The organism is Type-A symbiont of Plautia stali (genome assembly GCF_059731155.1).
In genome coordinates this window covers 3,504,462-3,525,455 of sequence record NZ_AP035891.1, presented here as the reverse complement: position 1 = coordinate 3,525,455, position 20,994 = coordinate 3,504,462, and the positions used below count along the sequence as shown (strand labels likewise).

Annotated in this window: 19 protein-coding genes, 2 tRNA genes and 3 pseudogenes; 18 read left to right on the top strand and 6 right to left on the bottom strand. The window is 57.1% G+C overall.

Annotated elements, in window-relative coordinates; genetic code table 11:
• The first annotated feature begins 3 nt into the window (after positions 1–3).
• The 14 genes from glmM to AC6I8M_RS18780 all read left to right on the top strand — a co-directional run bounded on the left by glmM (position 4) and on the right by AC6I8M_RS18780 (position 14,360).
• Positions 4–1,338, top strand: coding sequence for a phosphoglucosamine mutase (gene glmM / locus AC6I8M_RS18845; RefSeq protein ID WP_010617341.1), 1,335 nt, complete (start codon positions 4–6; stop codon positions 1,336–1,338).
• A 217-nt stretch (positions 1,339–1,555) separates the two neighbouring features.
• Positions 1,556–1,891, top strand: coding sequence for a preprotein translocase subunit SecG (gene secG, locus AC6I8M_RS18840; RefSeq protein ID WP_010617340.1), 336 nt, complete (start codon positions 1,556–1,558; stop codon positions 1,889–1,891).
• A 46-nt stretch (positions 1,892–1,937) separates the two neighbouring features.
• A tRNA-Leu gene (locus AC6I8M_RS18835) sits at positions 1,938–2,024 on the top strand.
• A gap of 59 nt (positions 2,025–2,083) precedes the next feature.
• Positions 2,084–2,160, top strand: a tRNA-Met gene (locus AC6I8M_RS18830).
• A gap of 212 nt (positions 2,161–2,372) precedes the next feature.
• Entirely contained in the window at positions 2,373–2,825 is a 453-nt protein-coding gene (gene rimP, locus AC6I8M_RS18825) for a ribosome maturation factor RimP (RefSeq protein ID WP_010615985.1), read from the top strand.
• 24 nt (positions 2,826–2,849) lie between these two features.
• Positions 2,850–4,337: a transcription termination factor NusA gene (nusA, locus tag AC6I8M_RS18820; RefSeq protein ID WP_498013564.1), complete on the top strand. Its 1,488-nt coding sequence runs from the start codon at positions 2,850–2,852 to the stop codon at positions 4,335–4,337.
• Positions 4,338–4,354: 17 nt separating this feature from the next.
• Positions 4,355–7,021 (top strand): translation initiation factor IF-2, encoded by a 2,667-nt coding sequence (infB, locus tag AC6I8M_RS18815; protein WP_058948744.1) that lies wholly within the window; start codon positions 4,355–4,357, stop codon positions 7,019–7,021.
• Positions 7,022–7,057: 36 nt separating this feature from the next.
• Positions 7,058–7,465, top strand: coding sequence for a 30S ribosome-binding factor RbfA (gene rbfA / locus AC6I8M_RS18810; protein ID WP_010615983.1), 408 nt, complete (start codon positions 7,058–7,060; stop codon positions 7,463–7,465).
• Positions 7,465–8,409: a tRNA pseudouridine(55) synthase TruB gene (truB, locus tag AC6I8M_RS18805; RefSeq protein WP_010615982.1), complete on the top strand. Its 945-nt coding sequence runs from the start codon at positions 7,465–7,467 to the stop codon at positions 8,407–8,409. The genes rbfA and truB overlap by 1 nt, the downstream gene beginning before the upstream one ends.
• Positions 8,410–8,540: 131 nt before the next feature.
• Positions 8,541–8,810, top strand: a complete 270-nt coding sequence (rpsO, locus tag AC6I8M_RS18800; protein WP_010615981.1) for a 30S ribosomal protein S15 — start codon at positions 8,541–8,543, stop codon at positions 8,808–8,810.
• A 308-nt stretch (positions 8,811–9,118) separates the two neighbouring features.
• Positions 9,119–11,251 carry a polyribonucleotide nucleotidyltransferase gene (pnp, locus tag AC6I8M_RS18795; protein WP_010615980.1) on the top strand — a complete coding sequence of 711 codons (2,133 nt, stop codon included), beginning with the start codon at positions 9,119–9,121 and terminating at the stop codon, positions 11,249–11,251.
• Positions 11,252–11,443: 192 nt separating this feature from the next.
• The gene (nlpI, locus tag AC6I8M_RS18790) at positions 11,444–12,328 is read left to right on the top strand and encodes a lipoprotein NlpI (protein ID WP_498013563.1); all 885 of its coding nucleotides are present in this window, start codon (positions 11,444–11,446) and stop codon (positions 12,326–12,328) included.
• Positions 12,329–12,433: 105 nt separating this feature from the next.
• Positions 12,434–12,490, top strand: a complete 57-nt coding sequence (yrbN, locus tag AC6I8M_RS18785; protein WP_098053093.1) for a protein YrbN — start codon at positions 12,434–12,436, stop codon at positions 12,488–12,490.
• Between the two features lie 16 nt (positions 12,491–12,506).
• Positions 12,507–14,360, top strand: coding sequence for a DEAD/DEAH family ATP-dependent RNA helicase (locus AC6I8M_RS18780; protein WP_010615978.1), 1,854 nt, complete (start codon positions 12,507–12,509; stop codon positions 14,358–14,360).
• A gap of 65 nt (positions 14,361–14,425) precedes the next feature.
• Here AC6I8M_RS18780 and AC6I8M_RS18775 read toward each other — a convergent pair.
• Positions 14,426–15,173 (bottom strand): annotated as a pseudogene (locus AC6I8M_RS18775) (SDR family NAD(P)-dependent oxidoreductase).
• 181 nt (positions 15,174–15,354) lie between these two features.
• On the opposite strand from AC6I8M_RS18775, the gene AC6I8M_RS18770 reads away from it, so the two are divergent.
• The gene (locus AC6I8M_RS18770; RefSeq protein ID WP_010615977.1) at positions 15,355–15,846 is read left to right on the top strand and encodes an AraC family transcriptional regulator; all 492 of its coding nucleotides are present in this window, start codon (positions 15,355–15,357) and stop codon (positions 15,844–15,846) included.
• A 3-nt stretch (positions 15,847–15,849) separates the two neighbouring features.
• On the opposite strand, the gene AC6I8M_RS18765 is transcribed toward AC6I8M_RS18770, so the two are convergent.
• The 3 genes and pseudogenes from AC6I8M_RS18765 to ubiU all read right to left on the bottom strand — a co-directional run bounded on the left by AC6I8M_RS18765 (position 15,850) and on the right by ubiU (position 18,294).
• Positions 15,850–16,776: a luciferase-like monooxygenase gene (locus AC6I8M_RS18765; RefSeq protein ID WP_498013834.1), complete on the bottom strand. Its 927-nt coding sequence runs from the start codon at positions 16,774–16,776 to the stop codon at positions 15,850–15,852.
• A pseudogene (locus tag AC6I8M_RS18760) lies at positions 16,759–17,288 on the bottom strand (U32 family peptidase); the annotation flags it as partial. The pseudogene AC6I8M_RS18760 and the gene AC6I8M_RS18765, both read right to left, overlap by 18 nt.
• A 9-nt stretch (positions 17,289–17,297) precedes the next feature.
• Positions 17,298–18,294, bottom strand: a pseudogene (gene ubiU / locus AC6I8M_RS18755) (ubiquinone anaerobic biosynthesis protein UbiU).
• Between the two features lie 205 nt (positions 18,295–18,499).
• Here ubiU and ubiT point away from each other — a divergent pair.
• Positions 18,500–19,024 (top strand): ubiquinone anaerobic biosynthesis accessory factor UbiT, encoded by a 525-nt coding sequence (gene ubiT / locus AC6I8M_RS18750; RefSeq protein WP_010615973.1) that lies wholly within the window; start codon positions 18,500–18,502, stop codon positions 19,022–19,024.
• Positions 19,018–19,524 carry a GNAT family N-acetyltransferase gene (locus AC6I8M_RS18745; protein WP_498013562.1) on the top strand — a complete coding sequence of 169 codons (507 nt, stop codon included), beginning with the start codon at positions 19,018–19,020 and terminating at the stop codon, positions 19,522–19,524. The genes ubiT and AC6I8M_RS18745 overlap by 7 nt, the downstream gene beginning before the upstream one ends.
• Here the strand turns inward: AC6I8M_RS18745 and AC6I8M_RS18740 are convergent.
• Entirely contained in the window at positions 19,508–19,795 is a 288-nt protein-coding gene (locus AC6I8M_RS18740; protein WP_010615971.1) for a GIY-YIG nuclease family protein, read from the bottom strand. The genes AC6I8M_RS18745 and AC6I8M_RS18740 overlap by 17 nt on opposite strands.
• A gap of 77 nt (positions 19,796–19,872) precedes the next feature.
• Here AC6I8M_RS18740 and AC6I8M_RS18735 point away from each other — a divergent pair, with 77 nt between their 5' ends.
• Positions 19,873–20,286 carry a YhbP family protein gene (locus tag AC6I8M_RS18735; RefSeq protein WP_010615970.1) on the top strand — a complete coding sequence of 138 codons (414 nt, stop codon included), beginning with the start codon at positions 19,873–19,875 and terminating at the stop codon, positions 20,284–20,286.
• A gap of 34 nt (positions 20,287–20,320) precedes the next feature.
• On the opposite strand, the gene AC6I8M_RS18730 is transcribed toward AC6I8M_RS18735, so the two are convergent.
• The gene (locus AC6I8M_RS18730; protein ID WP_010615969.1) at positions 20,321–20,842 is read right to left on the bottom strand and encodes a type 1 glutamine amidotransferase domain-containing protein; all 522 of its coding nucleotides are present in this window, start codon (positions 20,840–20,842) and stop codon (positions 20,321–20,323) included.
• Positions 20,843–20,994: the final 152 nt, after the last annotated feature.

The following is a 20,994-nucleotide window of genomic DNA, read 5'->3' as shown; positions in this document are numbered from 1 at the left end:
GGCATGAGCGATCGTAAATATTTCGGTACGGATGGGATTCGCGGCAAAGTGGGTGAAGCGCCCATTACCCCGGACTTTGTGTTGAAGCTGGGTTTTGCTGCCGGCAAAGTGCTGGCCCGTTCCGGCTCGCGCAAAGTATTGATTGGTAAAGATACACGTATTTCCGGCTACATGCTGGAATCGGCGCTGGAGGCCGGTCTGGCGGCTGCCGGGCTGTCTGCTGCTTTCACCGGCCCGATGCCCACGCCGGCCATTGCCTACCTGACGCGCACCTTCCGCGCCGAGGCGGGCATCGTGATCTCCGCGTCGCACAACCCGTTTGACGACAACGGCATCAAATTCTTCTCTGCCGAAGGCACCAAACTGCCGGACGACGTCGAAGCCGCCATTGAACTGGAGCTGGAGAAGCCGCTGACCTGTGTCGAGTCCGCTGGGCTGGGTCGCGCTAGCCGCATCGTCGATGCCGCCGGGCGCTACATCGAGTTCTGCAAAGGCACTTTTCCCAGCGAGTTGAGCCTGAACGGGCTGAAGATCGTGGTGGACTGTGCCAACGGCGCGACCTATCACATCGCGCCGAATGTGCTGCGTGAACTGGGCGCGAAGGTGATTGCGATTGGCGTGCAGCCGGACGGCATGAACATCAACAAAGAGTGCGGCGCTACCGATATGCGTCAGCTGCAGCAGCGCGTGCTGGATGAAAAAGCGGATCTCGGCCTGGCCTATGACGGCGACGGCGACCGCATCATGATGGTGGATCACCTTGGACAGAAGGTGGATGGCGACCAGATTCTCTACATTATCGCGCGTGAAGCGCTGCGTCAGGGCCAGTTGCGTGGCGGCGTGGTCGGCACGCTGATGAGCAACATGGGGCTGGAGCTGGCGCTGAAACAGTTGGGGATTCCGTTTACCCGCGCCAAAGTGGGCGACCGCTATGTGCTGGAAAAAATGCAGGAGAAGGGCTGGCGCATGGGCGCGGAGAACTCCGGCCATGTGATCCTGCTGGATAAAATCAGCACCGGTGACGGCATCGTAGCAAGTTTGCAAGTACTCACTGCGATTGTGCGCAACCACATTAGTCTGCACGATCTGTGCAGCGGCATGAAGATGCTGCCACAGGTGCTGGTCAATGTGCGTTTCAGCGGGAGCCACGATCCGCTGGAGAGCGACAGCGTCAAAGCGGCTGCCGCAGAGGTGGAAAAAACGCTGGCCGGGCGCGGGCGTGTGCTGTTGCGTAAATCCGGCACCGAGCCGCTGATTCGCGTGATGGTGGAAGGCGAGGATGAGGCGCAGGTGACCGAGCTGGCGCACAAAATTGCCGATGCGGTAAAAGCAGTTTAACCGCGTTACGGGCGGTCAGTTTGCTGCTTTCCGCCTGTAAAATCACCGGGATGGCGCTTTTTTCCGCAATCGTGAAACTTCGTGTAAATTGCGCTTGCAGAGGTATGCGCCTTTGGTTAGTATTCACACCCGCTTCTGATGGGTGATGACGAAACTCCCCGTCAATATTGGTTGAAGCTTTAACTGTGCGGATAACGCGCAAGGAAACAGGTTGATTATGTACGAAGCTCTGTTGGTTGTTTTCCTTATTGTAGCGATTGGCCTCGTTGGTCTGATCATGCTGCAGCAAGGCAAAGGCGCTGATATGGGAGCCTCATTCGGTGCAGGCGCTTCTGGTACGCTGTTCGGTTCAACCGGGTCTGGTAACTTTATGACTCGCATGACCGCGGTACTGGCTACGCTGTTCTTCATTATCAGTCTGATTCTGGGCAATCTGAACAGTAACAAGACTTCCAAAGGAAGCGAGTGGGAAAACCTCAGCGCGCCGGCTCAGTCTCAACAGCAGACTCAGCCAGCTAAACCGGCCACGCCGGGCAATGATATCCCGCAGTAAGATCGTCAGCGCTAAAGCGACATCGTATCGTCGCAGTCAGTGAAGTGCCGAGGTGGTGGAATCGGTAGACACGCTACCTTGAGGTGGTAGTGCCCGATTGGGCTTACGGGTTCAAGTCCCGTCCTCGGTACCAAATCTCAGTATAACTTGCATTTTTCGCAAGATCGGCGTAATATTAGCCACGTTTTCGGACGCGGGGTGGAGCAGCTTGGTAGCTCGTCGGGCTCATAACCCGAAGGTCGTCGGTTCAAATCCGACCCCCGCAACCACTTTCGCTTAGAGTTCTTTTTCAAATATACTGTATGCATCGACGGACGCATCCGCAGTCAGTTTTGAAAAAAATTCTGCTGGATGGTGTGCCGAAGCCGCATCGCGGCATACAGGGTCCAGTCACAAAAAGCCCCGAATTTTCGGGGTTTTTTGTTATCAGGAAATCGTAACACTGGGCTTTAGGCCCTTTTTTTATGTCTTGGGGGTGGGCTTGTCCACATTAGAGCAAAAGTTGACAGAGTTGATCTCTGCTCCGGTAGAAGCGCTTGGCTACGAATTGGTCGGTATCGAGTTCATTCGTGGTCGCACATCAACCTTGCGCATCTATATTGATAGTGAAGAGGGTATCAATGTTGATGATTGCGCCGATGTTAGCCACCAAGTCAGCGCTGTAATGGATGTGGAAGATCCTATTACGGTGGCTTACAACCTTGAAGTTTCCTCACCGGGTTTCGATCGCCCTCTGTTTACCGCGGAGCACTATGCGCGCTTCGCCGGCGAAGAGGTGAGCCTGGTACTGCGTATGGCCGTGCAGAACCGCCGTAAATGGCAGGGCATCATCAAGTCTGTCGAAGGCGAGATGATCACGGTAACCGTTGAGGGTAACGATGAAGTGTTCGCGCTGAGCAACATTCAGAAAGCGAACCTGGTCCCCCACTTTTAAAAGTCCGGATTGAGGCTAACCAGGATGAACAAAGAGATCTTAGCTGTAGTAGAAGCAGTTTCTAACGAAAAAGCCTTGCCGCGTGAGAAAATCTTCGAAGCGCTGGAGAGCGCTTTGGCCACTGCGACCAGGAAGAAGTATGAGCAGGAAATCGACGTGCGCGTCAGCATTGACCGTCGCAGCGGCGATTTCGACACCTTCCGTCGCTGGGTGGTTGTAGAAGAAGTCACGCAGCCAACGCGCGAGACCACGCTGGAAGCAGCACGCTTTGAAGATGAAGCCTTCAATCTGGGCGATTATGTTGAAGATCAGATCGAATCTGTCACCTTCGACCGTATCACCACGCAGACCGCGAAACAGGTTATCGTCCAGAAAGTGCGTGAAGCCGAGCGCGCGATGGTGGTCGATCAGTTCCGCGAGCAGGAAGGCGAAATCATCACCGGCGTGGTGAAGAAAGTGAATCGCGACAATATTTCACTGGATCTCGGCAATAACGCCGAAGCGGTGATTGTACGTGAAGACATGCTGCCGCGTGAAAACTTCCGCCCGGGTGACCGTATTCGCGGCGTGCTGTATGCCGTGCGTCCGGAAGCGCGTGGTGCGCAACTGTTCGTTACCCGCTCCAAACCGGAGATGCTGATCGAACTGTTCCGCATTGAAGTGCCGGAGATTGGCGAAGAAGTTATCGAGATCAAAGCGGCAGCGCGCGATCCGGGTTCACGCGCCAAAATTGCGGTAAAAACTAACGACAAACGTATCGATCCGGTCGGTGCCTGCGTGGGTATGCGCGGTGCGCGCGTGCAGGCGGTGTCCAGCGAGCTGGGCGGTGAGCGTATTGATATCGTGCTGTGGGACGACAACCCGGCACAGTTCGTGATTAACGCCATGGCACCTGCCGATGTGGCGTCAATTGTGGTGGATGAAGACAATCACACCATGGATATCGCTGTTGAAGCCGGCAATTTGGCTCAGGCGATTGGCCGTAATGGCCAAAACGTGCGTCTGGCATCCCAGCTGAGCAGCTGGGAGCTGAACGTGATGACCGTCGATGATCTGCAGGCGAAGCATCAGGCCGAAGCCCATGCAGCGATCGATATGTTCACTAAACATCTCGACATCGACGAAGAGTTCGCCACCGTTCTGGTGGAAGAGGGCTTCTCTTCGCTGGAAGAATTGGCTTACGTGCCAATCAACGAGCTGCTGGAAATCGACGGCCTCGACGAAGAGACCATTGAAGCCCTGCGTGAACGAGCAAAAAATGCGTTAACCACCCTGGCATTAGCGAAAGAAGAGAGCCTTGGTAATCAGGAACCTGCTGAGGACCTGCTGAATCTTGAAGGCCTGGATCGTGCGCTGGCGTATCGCCTGGCGTCAAAAGGCGTTTGCACGCTGGAAGATCTCGCTGAGCAAGGTGTTGACGATCTGACAGATATTGAAGGGCTGGATGATGAGAAAGCCGGTGCGCTGATTATGGTTGCACGTAATATCTGCTGGTTCGGCGATGACGCGTAATAACAGGAAGGAACAGCATGACAGATGTAACCGTAAAATCGCTGGCCGCCGAAATTCAGACTCCGGTCGATCGCCTGGTACAGCAATTTGCTGATGCAGGGATCCGTAAGTCTGAAAACGACACCGTATCCCAGCAAGAGAAAGAGACCTTACTGTCCCACCTGAATCGTGAGCACGGTCAGACCGGTTCAGGCAAACTGACGTTGCAGCGCAAAACGCGCAGCACCTTGAATATTCCAGGCACCGGGGGTAAAAGTAAGTCGGTGCAAATCGAAGTCCGCAAAAAGCGCACATACGTGAAAGGTGATGCCGACGCTGAGCAAGCTCAGGCGGAAGCAGAAGCCGAGGCGCAGCGTGAAGCGGAAGAGCAGGCGCGTCGCGAGGCTGAACAAAAAGCTCAACGTGAAGCCGAAGAGAAAGCCAAGCGCGAAGCCGCTGACAAGGCTAAGCGTGAAGCAGCGGAAAATGAGAAAGTGACTAATCAACCTACCGACGAAATGACCAAGGCTGCGCAATCTGACAAAGCCCGTCGTGAAGCTGAAGCCGCCGAACTGAAGCGTAAAGCGGAAGAAGAAGCGCGCCGTAAGCTGGAAGAGAATGCGCGCCGCGCGGCGGAAGAAGCCCGTCGTCTGGCCGAAGAGAAAGCCGCTGAATGGGAAAAACCAGAGGAAGAAGATAAGGGCGACTACCACGTCACGACTTCAACTCATGCCCGTCAGGCAGAAGACGAAAACGATCGCGAAGTCGAAGGCGGTCGTGGTCGCACCCGCACCACCAAGGCAGCGCGTCCGGCCAAAAAAGGCAACAAGCACTCTGAAGCCAAAACTGACCGTGAAGAAGCGCGTGCACAGGTACGCGGCGGTAAAGGTGGCAAACATCGTAAACCAAGCACGCTGCAGCAGGGCTTCAACAAACCTGCTCAGGCGGTGAACCGTGACGTCATCATTGGCGAAACCATCACCGTTGCCGAACTGGCCAACAAAATGGCGGTGAAAGGCTCACTGGTTATTAAAGCGATGATAAAGATGGGTGCCATGGCAACCATCAACCAGGTTATCGACCAGGAAACCGCACAGCTGGTGGCAGAAGAGATGGGTCACAAAGTGATCCTGCGCCGCGAGAACGAACTGGAAGAAGCGGTAATGGACGATCGTGATACCGATGCTGCGCAGGAAAGCCGTGCGCCGGTCGTGACCATCATGGGTCACGTTGATCACGGTAAAACTTCGCTGCTGGACTACATCCGCTCCACCAAAGTCGCCTCCGGCGAAGCGGGCGGGATTACCCAGCACATCGGTGCATATCACGTTGAAACCGATAACGGCATGATCACCTTCCTCGACACCCCGGGACACGCCGCGTTTACCGCGATGCGTGCACGTGGTGCGCAGGCCACGGATATCGTTATCCTGGTGGTGGCGGCTGACGATGGCGTGATGCCGCAGACCGTCGAAGCTATCCAGCACGCGAAAGCGGCCGGTGTGCCGGTGGTCGTGGCGGTGAACAAGATCGACAAGCCAGAAGCCGATCCAGATCGCGTGAAGAACGAGCTGACCCAGTACGGTATCATTCCGGAAGAGTGGGGCGGCGAGAACATGTTCGTTAACGTCTCGGCGAAAGCCGGTACCGGCATCGATGACCTGCTGAACGCGATTCTGCTGCAGGCGGAAGTACTGGAGCTGACTGCGATTCGTCAGGGTATGGCGAGCGGCGTGGTGATCGAATCGTTCCTCGACAAAGGTCGTGGTCCGGTAGCGACCGTGCTGGTGCGTGAAGGTACGCTGAACAAGGGCGATATCGTACTGTGCGGCTTCGAATACGGCCGTGTGCGTGCGATGCGTGACGAACTGGGTCGCGAAGTGCTGGAAGCGGGTCCATCGATTCCAGTGGAAATCCTCGGTCTGTCCGGTGTGCCGGCAGCGGGTGACGAAGCGACCGTCGTGCGTGACGAGAAGAAAGCGCGTGAAGTGGCACTGTATCGTCAGGGCAAATTCCGCGAAGTCAAACTGGCGCGTCAGCAGAAGTCCAAGCTGGAAAACATGTTTGCCAACATGACCGAAGGCGAAGTGTCCGAGTTGAACATCGTCCTGAAGTCCGACGTACAGGGTTCTGTGGAAGCGATCTCCGACTCGCTGCTGAAACTTTCCACCGACGAAGTGAATGTGAAGATTATTGGTTCTGGCGTGGGCGGTATCACCGAAACCGACGCCACCCTGGCCGCTGCGTCCAACGCGATCATCCTCGGCTTCAACGTGCGTGCTGATGCCTCTGCACGTCGCGTGATTGACGCTGAAAACGTTGACCTGCGCTACTACTCCGTCATCTATAACCTGATTGACGAAGTGAAAGCTGCCATGAGCGGCATGCTGGCACCGGAGTTCAAACAGCAGATTATCGGTCTGGCCGAAGTCCGTGACGTGTTCAAGTCACCGAAATTTGGCGCGATTGCCGGCTGTATGGTCACCGAAGGCAACATCAAACGTCACAACCCGATCCGCGTACTGCGCGACAACGTGGTTATCTACGAAGGCGAGCTGGAATCTCTGCGTCGCTTCAAAGATGACGTCAACGAAGTGCGTAACGGCATGGAGTGTGGTATCGGCGTGAAGAACTACAACGACGTTCGCGTTGGCGATATGATCGAAGTGTTCGAAGTGATTGAAGTTAAACGCACCATCGAGTAATTGCTGGTCGATGTGATGCAATTTGGGAGAAATAGTATGGCGAAAGAGTTTGGTCGCCCACAGCGCGTGGCGCAGGAGCTGCAGAAAGAGATTGCGATCATCCTGCAGCGCGAAATCAAAGACCCGCGTCTGGGTATGATGGTCACCGTGTCTGGCGTTGAGGTGTCACGCGATCTGGCGTATGCCAAAGTGTTCGTGACCTTCCTGAACGACCAGGATGAAGAAGCGGTGAAAAACGGCCTTAAAGCGCTGAAAGAAGCGTCTGGCTACATCCGTATTCTGCTCGGTAAAGCGATGCGTCTGCGCATCGTGCCGGAGCTGACCTTCTTCTACGATAACTCGCTGATTGAAGGGATGCGCATGTCGAATCTGGTCTCTGACGTGATCAGAAACGATGCTGAGCGACGTGGTGAAAGCCCGGCGGAAGACGACAAGGAGGACTGATGAGTCGTCCTCGTCGCCGTGGTCGCGATGTCCACGGTGTTTTCCTGCTGGATAAACACCAGGGCGCATCCTCTAACGATGTGCTGCAAAAAGTAAAACGCCTGTTTAATGCTAACAAGGCGGGCCATACCGGCGCGCTCGATCCGCTGGCCACCGGTATGCTGCCGATTTGCCTCGGCGAAGCCACCAAGTTTTCCCGCTATCTGCTGGATTCGGACAAGCGTTACCGCGTGATTGCCCGTCTGGGCCAGCGCACCGATACCTCCGATGCGGACGGCAATATCGTCGAAACGCGGCCGGTGACCTTCAGCCAGGCGGAGCTGGACGCCGCGCTGGACAGCTTTCGCGGCGAGACGCTGCAGGTGCCAACCATGTTCTCGGCGCTCAAGTATCAGGGCCGCAAGCTGTACGAATATGCGCGCGAAGGCGTCACCGTGCCGCGTGAAGCGCGACCGATTACCGTGTTTGAACTGCAGTTTATTCGCTGGCAGGGCGACGAGCTGGAGCTGGAAATTCATGTTTCCAAAGGCACCTACATTCGCACCATCATTGACGATTTAGGTGAGAAGCTCGGCTGCGGCGCACACGTGATCATGCTGCGCCGTCTGCAGGTGGCGCGCTACCCGATTGCGCGCATGATGACACTGGAACAGCTGCAGGCGCTGGCGGCGCAGGTTAATGCGGCGGAAACGCCGGATTACGCACCGCTGGACGCGTTGCTGTTGCCGATGGACAGCCCGGCGGAAGATTTTCCAGCGGTCAATCTGCCCACGCCGGTCGCGGCTTGGTTCAAACAGGGCATGCCGGTACAGGCGGAAAACGCGCCGGCCAGCGGCCTGGTGCGGGTGACCGAAGGTGAGCAGCAGAAATTTATCGGCATGGCGGAAATTGCCGACGATGGTCGCGTGGCACCGCGTCGTCTGGTGGTGGAGTTTGCCGACTGACCGCGTATTACCGCTGGCCGTTACAGCGCATTTGCGTTGCTACCGGGCGAAGAGTAGAATAGCGCAGCTTTAGAAGCGGGCTGCTGAATTAGAGATCGGCACCCATACATTCCTTTTTACTGGAGTTTATTATGTCTCTAAGCGTAGAAGCTAAAGCAGAGATCGTTGCTAAATACGGTCGTGGCGCTAACGACAGCGGTTCAACTGAAGTTCAGGTTGCTCTGCTGACTGCTCAGATTAACCACCTGCAGGGTCACTTCTCTGAGCACAAGAAAGACCACCACAGCCGTCGCGGTCTGCTGCGCATGGTATCCCAGCGTCGTAAGCTGCTGGACTACCTGAAGCGTAAAGACGTTGCACGTTACACCAGCCTGATCGAAAGCCTGGGTCTGCGTCGCTAAGTCTGAAGAATCTGATCAACGATGTAGCGCATGCAGTATGCAAAAAACCGCATCTGGCGATCAGATTTGTGCGAGTTTCGCGAAAAAGGGGCCTTTATGGCCCCTTTTTTCGAGCAATCGGCAGCAATCCGGACCAAACTCATGTATTGTTGCTGAGAGTGATCTTTGCTTGCAGAGGTTCGCGCGGCTAATGAGAGGCTTTACCGCAGGGGCGGTTAAGGGTTGTCATTAGTCGCGAGGATGCAACTAAAGAGCGGTAATCCCCGGCGGGCCGAGCAGGCTTTGCCACGAATTTAAGGACTTAAATTTTGCTGAACCCGATCGTACGCAAGTTCCAGTATGGTCAGCATACCGTCACGCTGGAAACCGGCATGATGGCGCGCCAGGCCACCGCAGCAGTAATGGTAAGCATGGACGACACCGCGGTATTCGTTACCGTCGTGGGCCAGAAAAAAGCCAAAGCCGGTCAGGACTTCTTCCCTCTGACGGTGAACTACCAAGAGCGTACTTACGCCGCTGGCCGTATTCCGGGCAGCTTCTTCCGTCGTGAAGGCCGTCCAAGCGAAGGCGAAACCCTGATTGCGCGTCTGATTGACCGCCCGGTGCGTCCGCTGTTCCCGGAAGGTTTTGTTAACGAAGTGCAGGTTATCACGACTGTCGTATCCGTGAACCCGCAGGTTAACCCGGACATCGTTGCGATGATCGGTGCTTCTGCTGCGCTGTCACTGTCTGGCATTCCGTTCAACGGCCCAATCGGTGCTGCACGCGTCGGTTACATCAACGATCAGTACGTGCTGAACCCAACCGCGGATGAGATCAAACAGTCTCGTCTGGATCTGGTGGTTGCCGGTACGCAGAATGCAGTGCTGATAGTGGAATCTGAAGCGGACATCCTGACCGAAGACCAGATGCTGGGTGCTGTGGTGTTCGGCCACGACCAGCAGCAGGTTGTGATTGAAAACATCAATGCGCTGGTGGCCGAAGCGGGCAAACCACGCTGGGACTGGCAGCCAGAGCCGGCGAACGATGCGCTGATCGCACGCGTTGCCGCCCTGGCCGAAGCGCGCATCAGCGATGCTTACCGCATCACTGACAAGCAGGAGCGCTATGCGCAGGTTGGCGTCATCAAAGACGAAACCATCGCCGCACTGCTGGCTGAAGACGAAACGCTGGATGACGCCGAAATCGGTGACATCGTACACAGCCTGGAAAAGAACGTGGTGCGTACCCGTATCCTGAACGGCGAACCGCGTATCGATGGCCGTGAAAAAGATATGATCCGTGGTCTGGACGTGCGCACTGGCGTACTGCCGCGTACCCACGGTTCTGCGCTGTTTACCCGTGGTGAAACGCAGGCGCTGGTCGCTGCCACCCTCGGTACCGCGCGTGACGCACAGAATCTCGATGAGCTGATGGGCGAGCGTACTGACAGCTTCCTGTTCCACTACAACTTCCCTCCGTTCTCCGTGGGCGAAACCGGTATGGTTGGCTCACCGAAGCGTCGTGAAATTGGTCACGGCCGTCTGGCGAAGCGTGGCGTGCTGGCAGTGATGCCAAAACAGGATGCGTTCCCGTACACCGTACGCGTCGTGTCTGAAATCACCGAATCGAACGGTTCTTCTTCTATGGCTTCCGTGTGCGGTGCATCACTGGCACTGATGGACGCTGGCGTACCGATCAAAGCGGCCGTTGCCGGTATCGCGATGGGTCTGGTGAAAGAAGACGAGAAGTTCGTGGTGCTGTCTGACATCCTCGGCGACGAAGATCACCTCGGCGATATGGACTTCAAAGTAGCCGGTAGCCGTGAAGGTATTACCGCGCTGCAGATGGACATCAAAATTGAAGGTATCACCCGCGAAATCATGCAGGTGGCACTGAACCAGGCCAAGGGTGCGCGTCTGCACATCCTGAGCGTGATGGAACAGGCGATCAGCACACCGCGTCAGGAGATCTCCGAGTTCGCGCCGCGCATCTATACCATCAAGATCAACACAGACAAGATTAAAGACGTCATCGGTAAAGGCGGTTCAGTTATCCGTGCGCTGACCGAAGAGACCGGCACCACCATCGAAATCGAAGATGATGGCACCGTGAAGATCGCAGCGACCGACGGCCTGAAAGCCAAAGAAGCGATTCGCCGCATCGAAGAGATCACCGCTGAGATCGAAGTGGGCCGTATCTACTCCGGTAAAGTGACCCGTATCGTTGATTTCGGTGCCTTCGTGGCGATCGGCGGCGGTAAAGAAGGTCTGGTACACATTTCTCAGATCGCCGACAAGCGCGTAGAGAAAGTGACCGATTACCTGCAGATGGGTCAGGAAGTGCCAGTTAAAGTGATGGAAGTGGATCGTCAGGGCCGCGTTCGTCTCAGCATCAAAGAAGCGACAGAGCAGAAGCCAGCAGAAGAAACCGCTGCGGTGACTACGCCTGACGCCGAGTAAGCGTTTTTCCTGATCAGCCGCTCCCTGCCAGCTGGCGGGGAGCGGTGTTTGTATACCCGGAATGCGTGGCGAGCTGGTCAGCGTGTCAGTGCAGCTGAAGCAGGACGGGTATCATCGCGAGGGCGCGAACCCTTGTGCATAGCAGGCGGATGACAGGATGGTTATTTCAATGTTTGTATTCGGGAGTGGGAAATGAAGCCTTTTTTGCGCTGGTGTTTTGTTGCGACAGCTATCACGCTGGCAGGATGCAGCAACTCCAATTGGCGTAAGAACGAAGTTCTGGCAGTACCTTTGCAGCCCACACTGCAGCAAGAGGTTATTCTGGCGCGAATGGAACAAATTCTTGCCAGTCGGGCCCTGACCGATGATGAACGCGCACAGCTGTTATATGAGCGCGGAGTGTTGTATGATAGTTTGGGTCTGAGGGCTTTAGCGCAAAACGATTTTTCGCAAGCGCTGTCTATCAGACCGGATATGCCGGAAGTGTTTAACTATCTCGGCATTTACTTAACGGAGGCAGGCAATTTTAATGATGCCTATGAAGTGTTTGATTCTGTACTTGAGCTTGATCCAACTTACAACTATGCGTATTTAAACCGTGGTATCGCCTTCTATTATGGCGGTCGATACAAGTTAGCGCAAGATGATCTGCTGGCGTTTTATCAAGACGATCCTAACGATCCGTTCCGCAGCCTGTGGCTCTACCTCGTTGAACGCGAGATGGACGCCGATAAGGCAAAAGTGACGCTACAACAGCGTTACGATAAGGCGGCTAAGGACCAATGGGGATGGAATATTGTCGAGTTCTACCTGAGCGACATCAGTGAAAAAACATTGATGGAACGTTTCAAGGCGGACGCAACGGATAACACCTTGCTCGCTGAACATCTCAGTGAAACCAACTTCTATTTAGGTAAGTACTACCTAAGTCTGGGGGAGAAGGACGACGCGAAAGCGTTGTTCAAACTGGCGGTGGCCAACAACGTCAATAACTTTGTTGAACACCGATACGCATTGTTGGAACTGGTGCAACTCGGCCAGACACAAGACGATTTATCAGAATCTGACCAGCAATAGCTGACGAACTTTTATTGCCTGATTTACCCGTAAAGTCATCGCCTGAACAGGTGAGGGCTTTTCTGTTCGTCAAAACTTCTAATTTGAGCCGGTTCACACTTTTTGATGAAAATGACTGAAAGTTTTCACGACGAGTTATGTAGACTGGCCGCCGCAATCTAAGAGGCACGTGTACTACATGACTGATATTAAAACCACTTTTGCTGATCTGGGCCTGAACGCCGACATCCTCGAATCACTGAACGGTATGGGCTACGTTAAGCCATCGCCAATCCAGGCTGAGTGTATTCCTCACCTGCTGGCGGGCCGTGATGTGCTGGGTATGGCGCAGACCGGTAGTGGTAAAACAGCAGCTTTCTCGCTGCCGCTGCTGAACAACGTTGATCCTTCTGTCCGCGCACCGCAAATTCTGGTGCTGGCGCCGACCCGCGAACTGGCGGTTCAGGTGGCTGAAGCGATGACAGAATTCTCTAAACACATGCGCGGTATTAACGTCGTGGCCCTGTACGGTGGCCAGCGTTATGACGTGCAGCTGCGCGCACTGCGCCAGGGTCCACAGATCGTGGTTGGTACCCCGGGCCGTCTGCTGGATCACCTGAAACGCGGTACCCTGGACCTGTCCAGCCTGCGTGGTCTGGTACTGGACGAAGCCGATGAAATGCTGCGTATGGGCTTCATCGAAGACGTTGAAACCATCATGGCGCAGATCCCGGAAGGTCATCAGACCGCACTGTTCTCTGCAACCATGCCAGAAGCGATTCGCCGTATCACCAAGCGTTTCATGAAGGATCCGCAGGAAGTGCGCATGCAGTCCAGCATCACTACACGCCCGGACATTTCTCAGTCTTACTGGACCGCTTACGGCCGTAAGTCTGACGCGCTGGTGCGCTTCCTCGAAGCGGAAGACTTCGATGCTGCCATCATCTTCGTGCGCACCAAAAATGCCACACTGGAAGTGGCAGAAACGCTGGAGCGTAACGGCTACAACAGCGCCGCGCTGAACGGTGACATGAACCAGGCGCTGCGTGAGCAGACGCTGGAGCGCCTGAAAGACGGTCGTCTGGATATCCTGATCGCGACTGACGTTGCGGCCCGTGGTCTGGACGTTGAGCGTATTAGCCTGGTGGTTAACTACGACATCCCGATGGATGCCGAATCGTATGTGCACCGTATCGGCCGTACCGGTCGTGCGGGTCGTGCTGGCCGTGCGCTGCTGTTCGTTGAGAACCGCGAGCGTCGTCTGCTGCGCAACATCGAACGCACCATGAAGCTGACTATTCCGGAAGTTGAGCTGCCTAACGCCGAGCTGCTGAGTCAGCGTCGTCTGGCGCAGTTAGCTGCGAAAGTTCAGCAGCAGCTGGAAAGCAGCGATCTGGATCAGTACCGTGCGCTGCTGGCTAAAATGCAGCCAGAAGAAGAGCTGGATATGGAAACGCTGGCCGCTGCGCTGCTGAAAATGGCGCAGGGCGAACGTCCACTGATTCTGCTACCGGATGCACCGCGTCCACAGCGTCGTGAATTCCGCGATCGCGATGAGCGTGGCGGCGACCGTCCACGTCGTGAACGTCGTGACGTTGGCGAAATGCAGCTGTACCGTATTGAAGTGGGCCGTGATGATGGTGTTGAAGTGCGTCATATCGTGGGCGCGATTGCTAACGAAGGCGACATCAGCAGCCGTTACATCGGTAACATCAAGCTGTTTGGTACTCACTCTACTATCGAGCTGCCAAAAGGCATGCCGGGTGAAGTCCTGCAGCACTTCACGCGTACGCGTATCCTCAACAAGCCGATGAATATGCAGCTGCTGGGCGATGCACAGCCACACGAGCGCACCGAGCGTCGTAGCGGCGGTCGTGACTTCGGTGGTGAGCGTCGTGGTAACCGTGAGGGTGGCAACCGTGAAGGCGGCGCACCGCGTCGTTTCTCCGAGCGTCGCGAAGGCGGTCGTGAAGGCGGACGTTTTAGCCGTGAAGGTGGCCGTGGCCCACGTCGCGACGAAGGCGCTGCTGCACCACGTCGCCGTGATGCGTAAGCGTTAATCGCTTAAAAATAAAAAGGACGCGCAAGCGTCCTTTTTTTATGTCTGTAACGCGGGCTTTACACGCCGCCGGCAATCAGCACCCGCTCACCGGTAACATAAGCCGACTCTTCCGACGCCAGAAACAGCGCCACCTGTGCCACATCCTCCGGCAGGCCAAAGCGTCCCAGCGGCGTGGCCGCGATCAGCTGCGCTTTAAATTCCGCATTCATTTTTTTCGCTGCCAGCAGCCCTTCGGTCAGAATGATCCCCGGTGCCAGCGCGTTGACGCGAATATTGCGCGAGCCCAGCTCACGTGCCAGCCCCTGCGTTAAGGTATCGATTGCGCCCTTGGTCCGCTGACCACAGTACGGAACCGGGCAGGCTGCGCTGGCTGTTTAGCGCGCTGAGGTTAATGATGCAGCCGCCGCGCGCCGGAAAATGCTGCGCCGCCTGCTGGCACACCAGCAGCGTACCGAGCAGATTAACGTTGAGCTGCTGCTGCATGTCGCTAACGCTGAGGCGGGCGAAGTCGCCGTGGTGAAACATGTCGGCGTTGTTGACCACGATGTCTGGCGCGCCAAACTGCGCGATGCTGCTGGCGAACAGGCGCTGCACGTCAGCTTCACGGGATATATCGGCCTGTACGGCGATGGCGTCGCTTCCCAGCGCGCAGATATCGGTCACCACATCCGCCGCGCCCGCTTCATCCTGACGATAATTCACCACCACCCGGGCGCCGGCCGCGGCGAAAGTCATGGCGATGGCGGCGCCAATGCCTTTCGACGCGCCCGTCACCAGCGCAATTTTGCCTTCAAGTGCTTGCATTGTGTCTCTCCACCTAAGATTTCGGGTGAGTAAAGCATGCGCTGTTGCCGCTTTGTGCGGTAGCGCAATCCTGCAAGCTTTTTGCACGATCCTGCAAATCTGTGGCGCAGGGACTAGGCGCAACCGCATCGGCAGGTAAGAATGGGGATTCAGTGATTTTTCATCGCGGAGTGCATAACGCATGATTCATCAGGAACAGTGGCAACAGCTGGTGGCGATGATTGCCCGTCACGCGCAGCAGGATGGGCGCACCGCCAGCGCGATTGATTTTCTCTCTTTTGGCCGCAGCTCGCACCCCTTCAGCTTGGCGCACATTGCCAGCTGGGCGGGTTTTGCGCTGATGGCACAGGGCCAGAAAGCACTGCGCATGGGCGATGATGTGATGCATTACGGGCCGGGCGATCTGCTGCTGGTCACCATGGACATGCCGGTGCAGTCCTGCGTGGTGCTGGCGACGCCAAAGAAACCCTGTCTTGGCGTCGGCATCACCATCAACGAAGCGCGCCGGCTGATGATGATTGAGAAGCTGGATGCCGGGACGGCGGGCTACCGGGTGGGCTATCAGAGTGCGTCGCAGTTCAGCCGGGAATACAGCCGTTTTTATGGCCAATCACCGGCGCGCGATGTGCGCAAGATGGCGGTGGGGCCGGAAGGACTCTCCCCACCGCAGTAAGGCTTACAGCGTGCGTGCGGCTTCCATCGCCAGCGCGAACGAACGCAGGCGCGCCTGCGGATCGTAAATCTGGCCGTTGACCATGATCTCATCCGCCTGGGTTTCGCGCAGCAGCGCGGCAAGGCCGTGGCGCACTTTATCTTTATCGCCCACCACCGACATGCTCAGCGCCTGCTGCACGCCATACTGTTCGGACGGCGACCACAGGTTATCCATGTTCTCCACCGGCGCCGGCAGCGGGCCGGGCTTGCCGCGGCGCAGATTAATGAACTGCTGCTGCATCGAGGTGAACAGGAAGCGCGCATCACGATCGCTGTCTGCCGCCACCACGTTGACACACACCATAGCGTAAGGTTTTGCCAGACGCGCAGAGGGCTGGAATTTTTCGCGATACAGGTGCAGCGCCTGCAATAGCAGGTCTGGCGCGAAGTGCGAAGCAAAGGCAAACGGCAGACCAAGCTGCGCCGCCAGCTGCGCGCTATACAGGCTGGAACCTAACAGCCACACCGGAATTTTCAGACCGAGGCCGGGCACTGGTTGCACCGGCGGATGTTCGCCCTCTTCGGCATCGAACCAGCGGATCAGATCGGCCACATCTTCCGGGAAGCTGTCGGCCTGGGCGCTCGAAAGATGACGGCGCAGCGCCAGCATGGTGCGCTGATCGGAGCCGGGCGCACGGCCCAGTCCGAGATCGATACGGCCAGGGTAGAGGGATTCTAGGGTGCCAAACTGTTCGGCAATCACCAGCGGTGCGTGGTTGGTCAGCATGATCCCGCCGGAGCCGAGGCGCAGCGTTTCGGTGTTAGCGGTGAGATAGCCTATCAGCACCGACGTTGCGGCGCTGGCGATGCCGGTCATGTTGTGATGTTCGGCCAGACAGTAGCGATGAAAGCCAAGGGCTTCAGCCTGACGCGCCAGCGCCAGCGGCAGATGGCCGTAGCCGAGCACTTCAACCTCAAACCGGTCGCGCAGGCCAGCGTCATGGCACTGCTACAACAGCTGAATCAGCCAGTCGCGTGACATCTCCACCGGCATGCACCAGCGCGTCATGCCCTCCTGCAGCAGCAGCTGGAGCGTCTGCGCGTTATACACATTCAGGGTGGGACCGGCGACAAACGGCAGTTTGCGCTCTGCCGCCATGTTCACGGTGCCGATATCGTTGGCTTCCAGTAAGAACTCACCGTTTTCAACATAGCTGCGTAGCTCTTTGACCCCCGAAGGGGACTGCAGCAGCGCCAGCGTGCTCAACACCACCTGTTTGCCGCTGGCCGCCAGCGTGCGGCCCCTCCCATCCACTGACTGAACGCGGTGGCGCGGCGTTTGCTGCACACCGCTTCGCCGAGGTAGACAATCTCTGCGCTGCTCTCTGCGGCGCGCTGGTAAAACTGCTCCAGCGTGGCGGTAGGCCAGTACCACAGCACCGGGCCGATGGCGTATTTCATACGGTCTCCTTATTGCCAGTCGCGGTGATAGGCGCCAAGCGTGGTCTGGCTACTTTCAGAAAGTTCACCGAGCGCGCGCATCCACGGCGCCTGCACCGTGAACTGTTGCGGATCGGCCATGCAGGGATCGATCGCCTGACGCCACACTTTAGCCACCTGTGCCACATAGGCTGGGCTGCGCTGGCGTCCCTCAATTTTCACCGACGCAATATTGGCGCGCAGCAGCTCTGGCAGCAGCGCCAGGGTATTCAGGCTGGTGGGCTCCTCCAGCACGTGATAGCGCTGGTTATCCACCTCGTAGCGCCCTTTACACAGCGTCGGGATAGCCCGCGCTCTCATCGGCGGCGTAACGGTCAATTAGCACTTCGTTCAGGCGCGACTCCATGCCCTGTGCCGTCTGCTGCCAGCGAACAAATTTGGCCGGTGAACAGGTGCCCGCGCTGTTCGGCGACTCGCCGGTCAGCCACGACGAGAGATAGCAGCGGCCTTCGGCCATAATGCACAGGCTGCCAAAAGCGAACACTTCGAGCGGCACTGGCGTTTCGCGCGCTAGCTGCTTCACCTGGTGCATCGACAGCACGCGCGGCAGCACCACGCGGCTCAGCGCAAAGTGGCGGTGATAAAACTGAATGGCCTGCAGATTGGTGGCGGACGCTTGGACTGACAGGTGACGTTCAACCTGCGGATAGCGCCTGGCGGCGTACTCCAGCGTGGCGATATCGGCCAGAATCAGCGCATCGGCACCGTTCTGTGCGGCGACGTCAATGGCGCTTTGCCAGCGGTTAAGGCCGTCGGGATGGGCGAAGGTGTTGATCGCCACGTGCAGTTTACGCCGGTGCTGATGCAGGAAGCGCGCGGCTTCTGCCAGTTTCTTATCGGTAAAATTGAGGCCAGCAAAGTGGCGGGCGTTGGTGTCATCTTTCAGGCCGACGTACACCGCGTCAGCGCCGTGCTCCACCGCCGATTTCAGCGCAGGTAAATTCCCCGCCGGACACAGCAGTTCCATACAATTTCCTCCCCCGGATTCTGAACGCCGTTGAGTGTAAGGAAGCGCAGGTGCAGCAATGTTGATTTAAGGCAGTGAAAGCGGGATTGCCAGGGCGGAATGGAAAATTTTCGCACAGACGCGGGGCGATTTCCTTGATCCCGGTTGAGGCGAAAGCCGACGGATGTGGCAATATAGATAAAATTTTCTCAAGGGAGTGCAGCGCATGTTCGCACGCTTACGCGGCCTGTTAATTGAAAAAGGGCCGGAATTCCTCGCTTTACCGGTGTCGCTAATACCATTCGCGGTGAAAAAAACGGTTTTGCAACAACTCCTAAACTGGCAATTTCGTCATGCTTTGGCTGAAGGTGAGTTAGACTTTCTGCAAGGGCGCTATCTCGGCATTGAGATCGCGGACGTCAATCTGCGCTGGATCACCACGCTGCAGGACGAGCGCCTGACCGTTTCGCGCGACGCCGAAACAGATGTCTGGTTTCGTGGCGAAGCCAACGATCTGCTGCTGGTAGCAGCACGCAAAGCCGACCCCGATATGTTGTTCTTTCAGCGCCGTCTGGTGATTGAGGGCGACACGGAGCTGGAACTGGAGGTGAAGAATCTGATGGATGCCATAGAACTGGACGCCATACCCACGCCATTGCGCACAGGGTTGCTGCAGCTGGCTGCTTTTGTTGAGGCAGGAATGACACAGGACGCGAAGGCCGCTGAGGCGCGCGCGGGGATCTCATGTTGATTCGTACTGAAATTGGTGTGGACGCGGCAGGCATCGACAGCCTGTTAAAGCGCAGTTTTGCCACCGCAGCCGAAGCGGAACTGGTACAGCAGCTGCGTGAAGACGGTTTACTCACGCTGGGCGTGGTGGCCACCGATGACGAAGGCCAGGTGCTGGGTTATGCCGCCTTCAGTCCGGTGACGTTGCAGGGCGAAGATCGTAACTGGGTGGCGCTGGCGCCGCTGGCGGTCGATGCCTCCGTGCGCAGTCAGGGCATTGCTAAACAGCTGGTGTATGAAGGGCTCGATTCGCTCAATGAGTTCAGCTACAGCGCCGTGGTGGTGCTGGGCGATCCGCAGTTCTACAATCCGCTCGGCTTTGAACCGGCGGCGTGTCACGGCCTGCACTGCTGTTGGCCCGGCAGCGAAGCGGCGTTTCAGGTGTATAAACTGGCTGACGATGCGTTCGATGGGGCAGAAGGGCTGATCGCCTTCTCGGCGCCTTTCAATCGTATCGACTAAACCACGCGGTTAAGCAGGCTGGCTGCTGGGCAACCAGCAGCAGTTTCTGCGCCCGGCTCAGCTGTTTTACCTGATACTCCAGCCGGGAAGCCGCCGCGCGATCGCCGGCCGCGCAGTGAAACACCAGCGTCAGCGGACCTTTGCCGCGCAGCGCGCGGGCACCGCGCCCCCGCTGGTGCTGCTGCAGGCGACGGTTGACGTCAGTGGTGATGCCGGTATAAAGCATCCCGGCGGCGGTTTGCAGCATATACAGCTGCCAGCCCTGTTCCATTTACAAACCTCGTTCATGTGCTGGCGGGCAGTGTAACGCGCCTGCGGCCGTATCGCTATCAACGCACGGAGTTGCTCTTGTCTGACCATTCTCATCTGATTCGCTATCTGAAAAAGCAGCACGTGCTGTCGCTGTGTGCCAGCGACGGTGACGCGCTGTGGTGCGCCAACTGTTTCTACGTGTTCGATGAAGCGCGTATGGCGTTCTGGCTGATGACCGAAGCCGATACGCGTCACGGCGCGCTGATGTCGCGTCATCCACGCGTCGCCGGCACGGTGAACGGCCAGCCGAAAACGGTGCTGCTGATTAAAGGCGTGCAGTATAGCGGGCGTATTCAGCTGACCGATGAGGCACAGGCGCTGAAGGCCTATCAGTCGCGCTTTCCGGTGGCAAAAAAAGTCACCGCGCCGCTGTGGGAAATTACGCTTGATGAGCTGAAAATGACCGATAACGCGCTGGGGTTTGGCAAAAAGATTGTCTGGCAGCGTTAGCCCGGCACGCACAGAGGCGCACCGGGCGACCGCCTTACGCTGCGTTCAGAATCCGCAGGGATTCGCGGTTAAACGCGGGCAGGTCTTCAGGCATGCGGCTGGTGACCAGCTTGTCATTATCAACCACCACCTCTTTATCGTAAAAGTCCGCGCCGGCATTACGCAGATCGATGGCGATAGCTTTCACGCAGGTCATTTTGCGACCTCGCACGCCGTTCGCGCTGATCAGCAGCTGCGGACCGTGACAGATGGCGAAAATCGGTTTGCCGCTGGCGACAAACTCTTTGGTGAAGGTGACAAAGCGATCGTCACCGCGCAGCGAGTCAGGCGAATGACCACCGGGCAGCAGCAGCGCGTCGAACTCGGCAGGGCTGACATGGTCAATATCCTTGTCGATTTTGACTTCGGCTTTGCCCTGTTTTCCCTTCACGGTTTTGCCCGCCTGCATCTCAATGGTGACCACTTCATGGCCCGCTTTGGTGAAGGCCTCGGCCGGTGAGGTAAACTCTGAGTCTTCAAATTCATCGGTAATCAGAACCGCTATTCTCTTGCTCATCTTTCTCCTCCTTGCTGGTCACGCACCTGCTGTGCGTGACACGTTTCAACAAACAAGTCTGGACCCTGAGCGCGGAAACGCAAGCCAGCCGGCGCAGGCGGCACCGGTTAAATTCCGGAGACAGATCAAGTTTAAGCGTGACGACGCTGGCA

Coding starts and splice junctions, on each gene's coding strand:
- glmM (WP_010617341.1), top strand. CDS start 4: ATGAGCGATCGTAAATATTTCGGTACGGATGGGATTCGCGGCAAAGTG.
- secG (WP_010617340.1), top strand. CDS start 1,556: ATGTACGAAGCTCTGTTGGTTGTTTTCCTTATTGTAGCGATTGGCCTC.
- nusA (WP_498013564.1), top strand. CDS start 2,850: ATGAACAAAGAGATCTTAGCTGTAGTAGAAGCAGTTTCTAACGAAAAA.
- infB (WP_058948744.1), top strand. CDS start 4,355: ATGACAGATGTAACCGTAAAATCGCTGGCCGCCGAAATTCAGACTCCG.
- rbfA (WP_010615983.1), top strand. CDS start 7,058: ATGGCGAAAGAGTTTGGTCGCCCACAGCGCGTGGCGCAGGAGCTGCAG.
- truB (WP_010615982.1), top strand. CDS start 7,465: ATGAGTCGTCCTCGTCGCCGTGGTCGCGATGTCCACGGTGTTTTCCTG.
- rpsO (WP_010615981.1), top strand. CDS start 8,541: ATGTCTCTAAGCGTAGAAGCTAAAGCAGAGATCGTTGCTAAATACGGT.
- nlpI (WP_498013563.1), top strand. CDS start 11,444: ATGAAGCCTTTTTTGCGCTGGTGTTTTGTTGCGACAGCTATCACGCTG.
- AC6I8M_RS18780 (WP_010615978.1), top strand. CDS start 12,507: ATGACTGATATTAAAACCACTTTTGCTGATCTGGGCCTGAACGCCGAC.
- AC6I8M_RS18770 (WP_010615977.1), top strand. CDS start 15,355: ATGATTCATCAGGAACAGTGGCAACAGCTGGTGGCGATGATTGCCCGT.
- ubiT (WP_010615973.1), top strand. CDS start 18,500: ATGTTCGCACGCTTACGCGGCCTGTTAATTGAAAAAGGGCCGGAATTC.
- AC6I8M_RS18745 (WP_498013562.1), top strand. CDS start 19,018: ATGTTGATTCGTACTGAAATTGGTGTGGACGCGGCAGGCATCGACAGC.
- AC6I8M_RS18740 (WP_010615971.1), bottom strand. CDS start 19,795: ATGGAACAGGGCTGGCAGCTGTATATGCTGCAAACCGCCGCCGGGATG.
- AC6I8M_RS18730 (WP_010615969.1), bottom strand. CDS start 20,842: ATGAGCAAGAGAATAGCGGTTCTGATTACCGATGAATTTGAAGACTCA.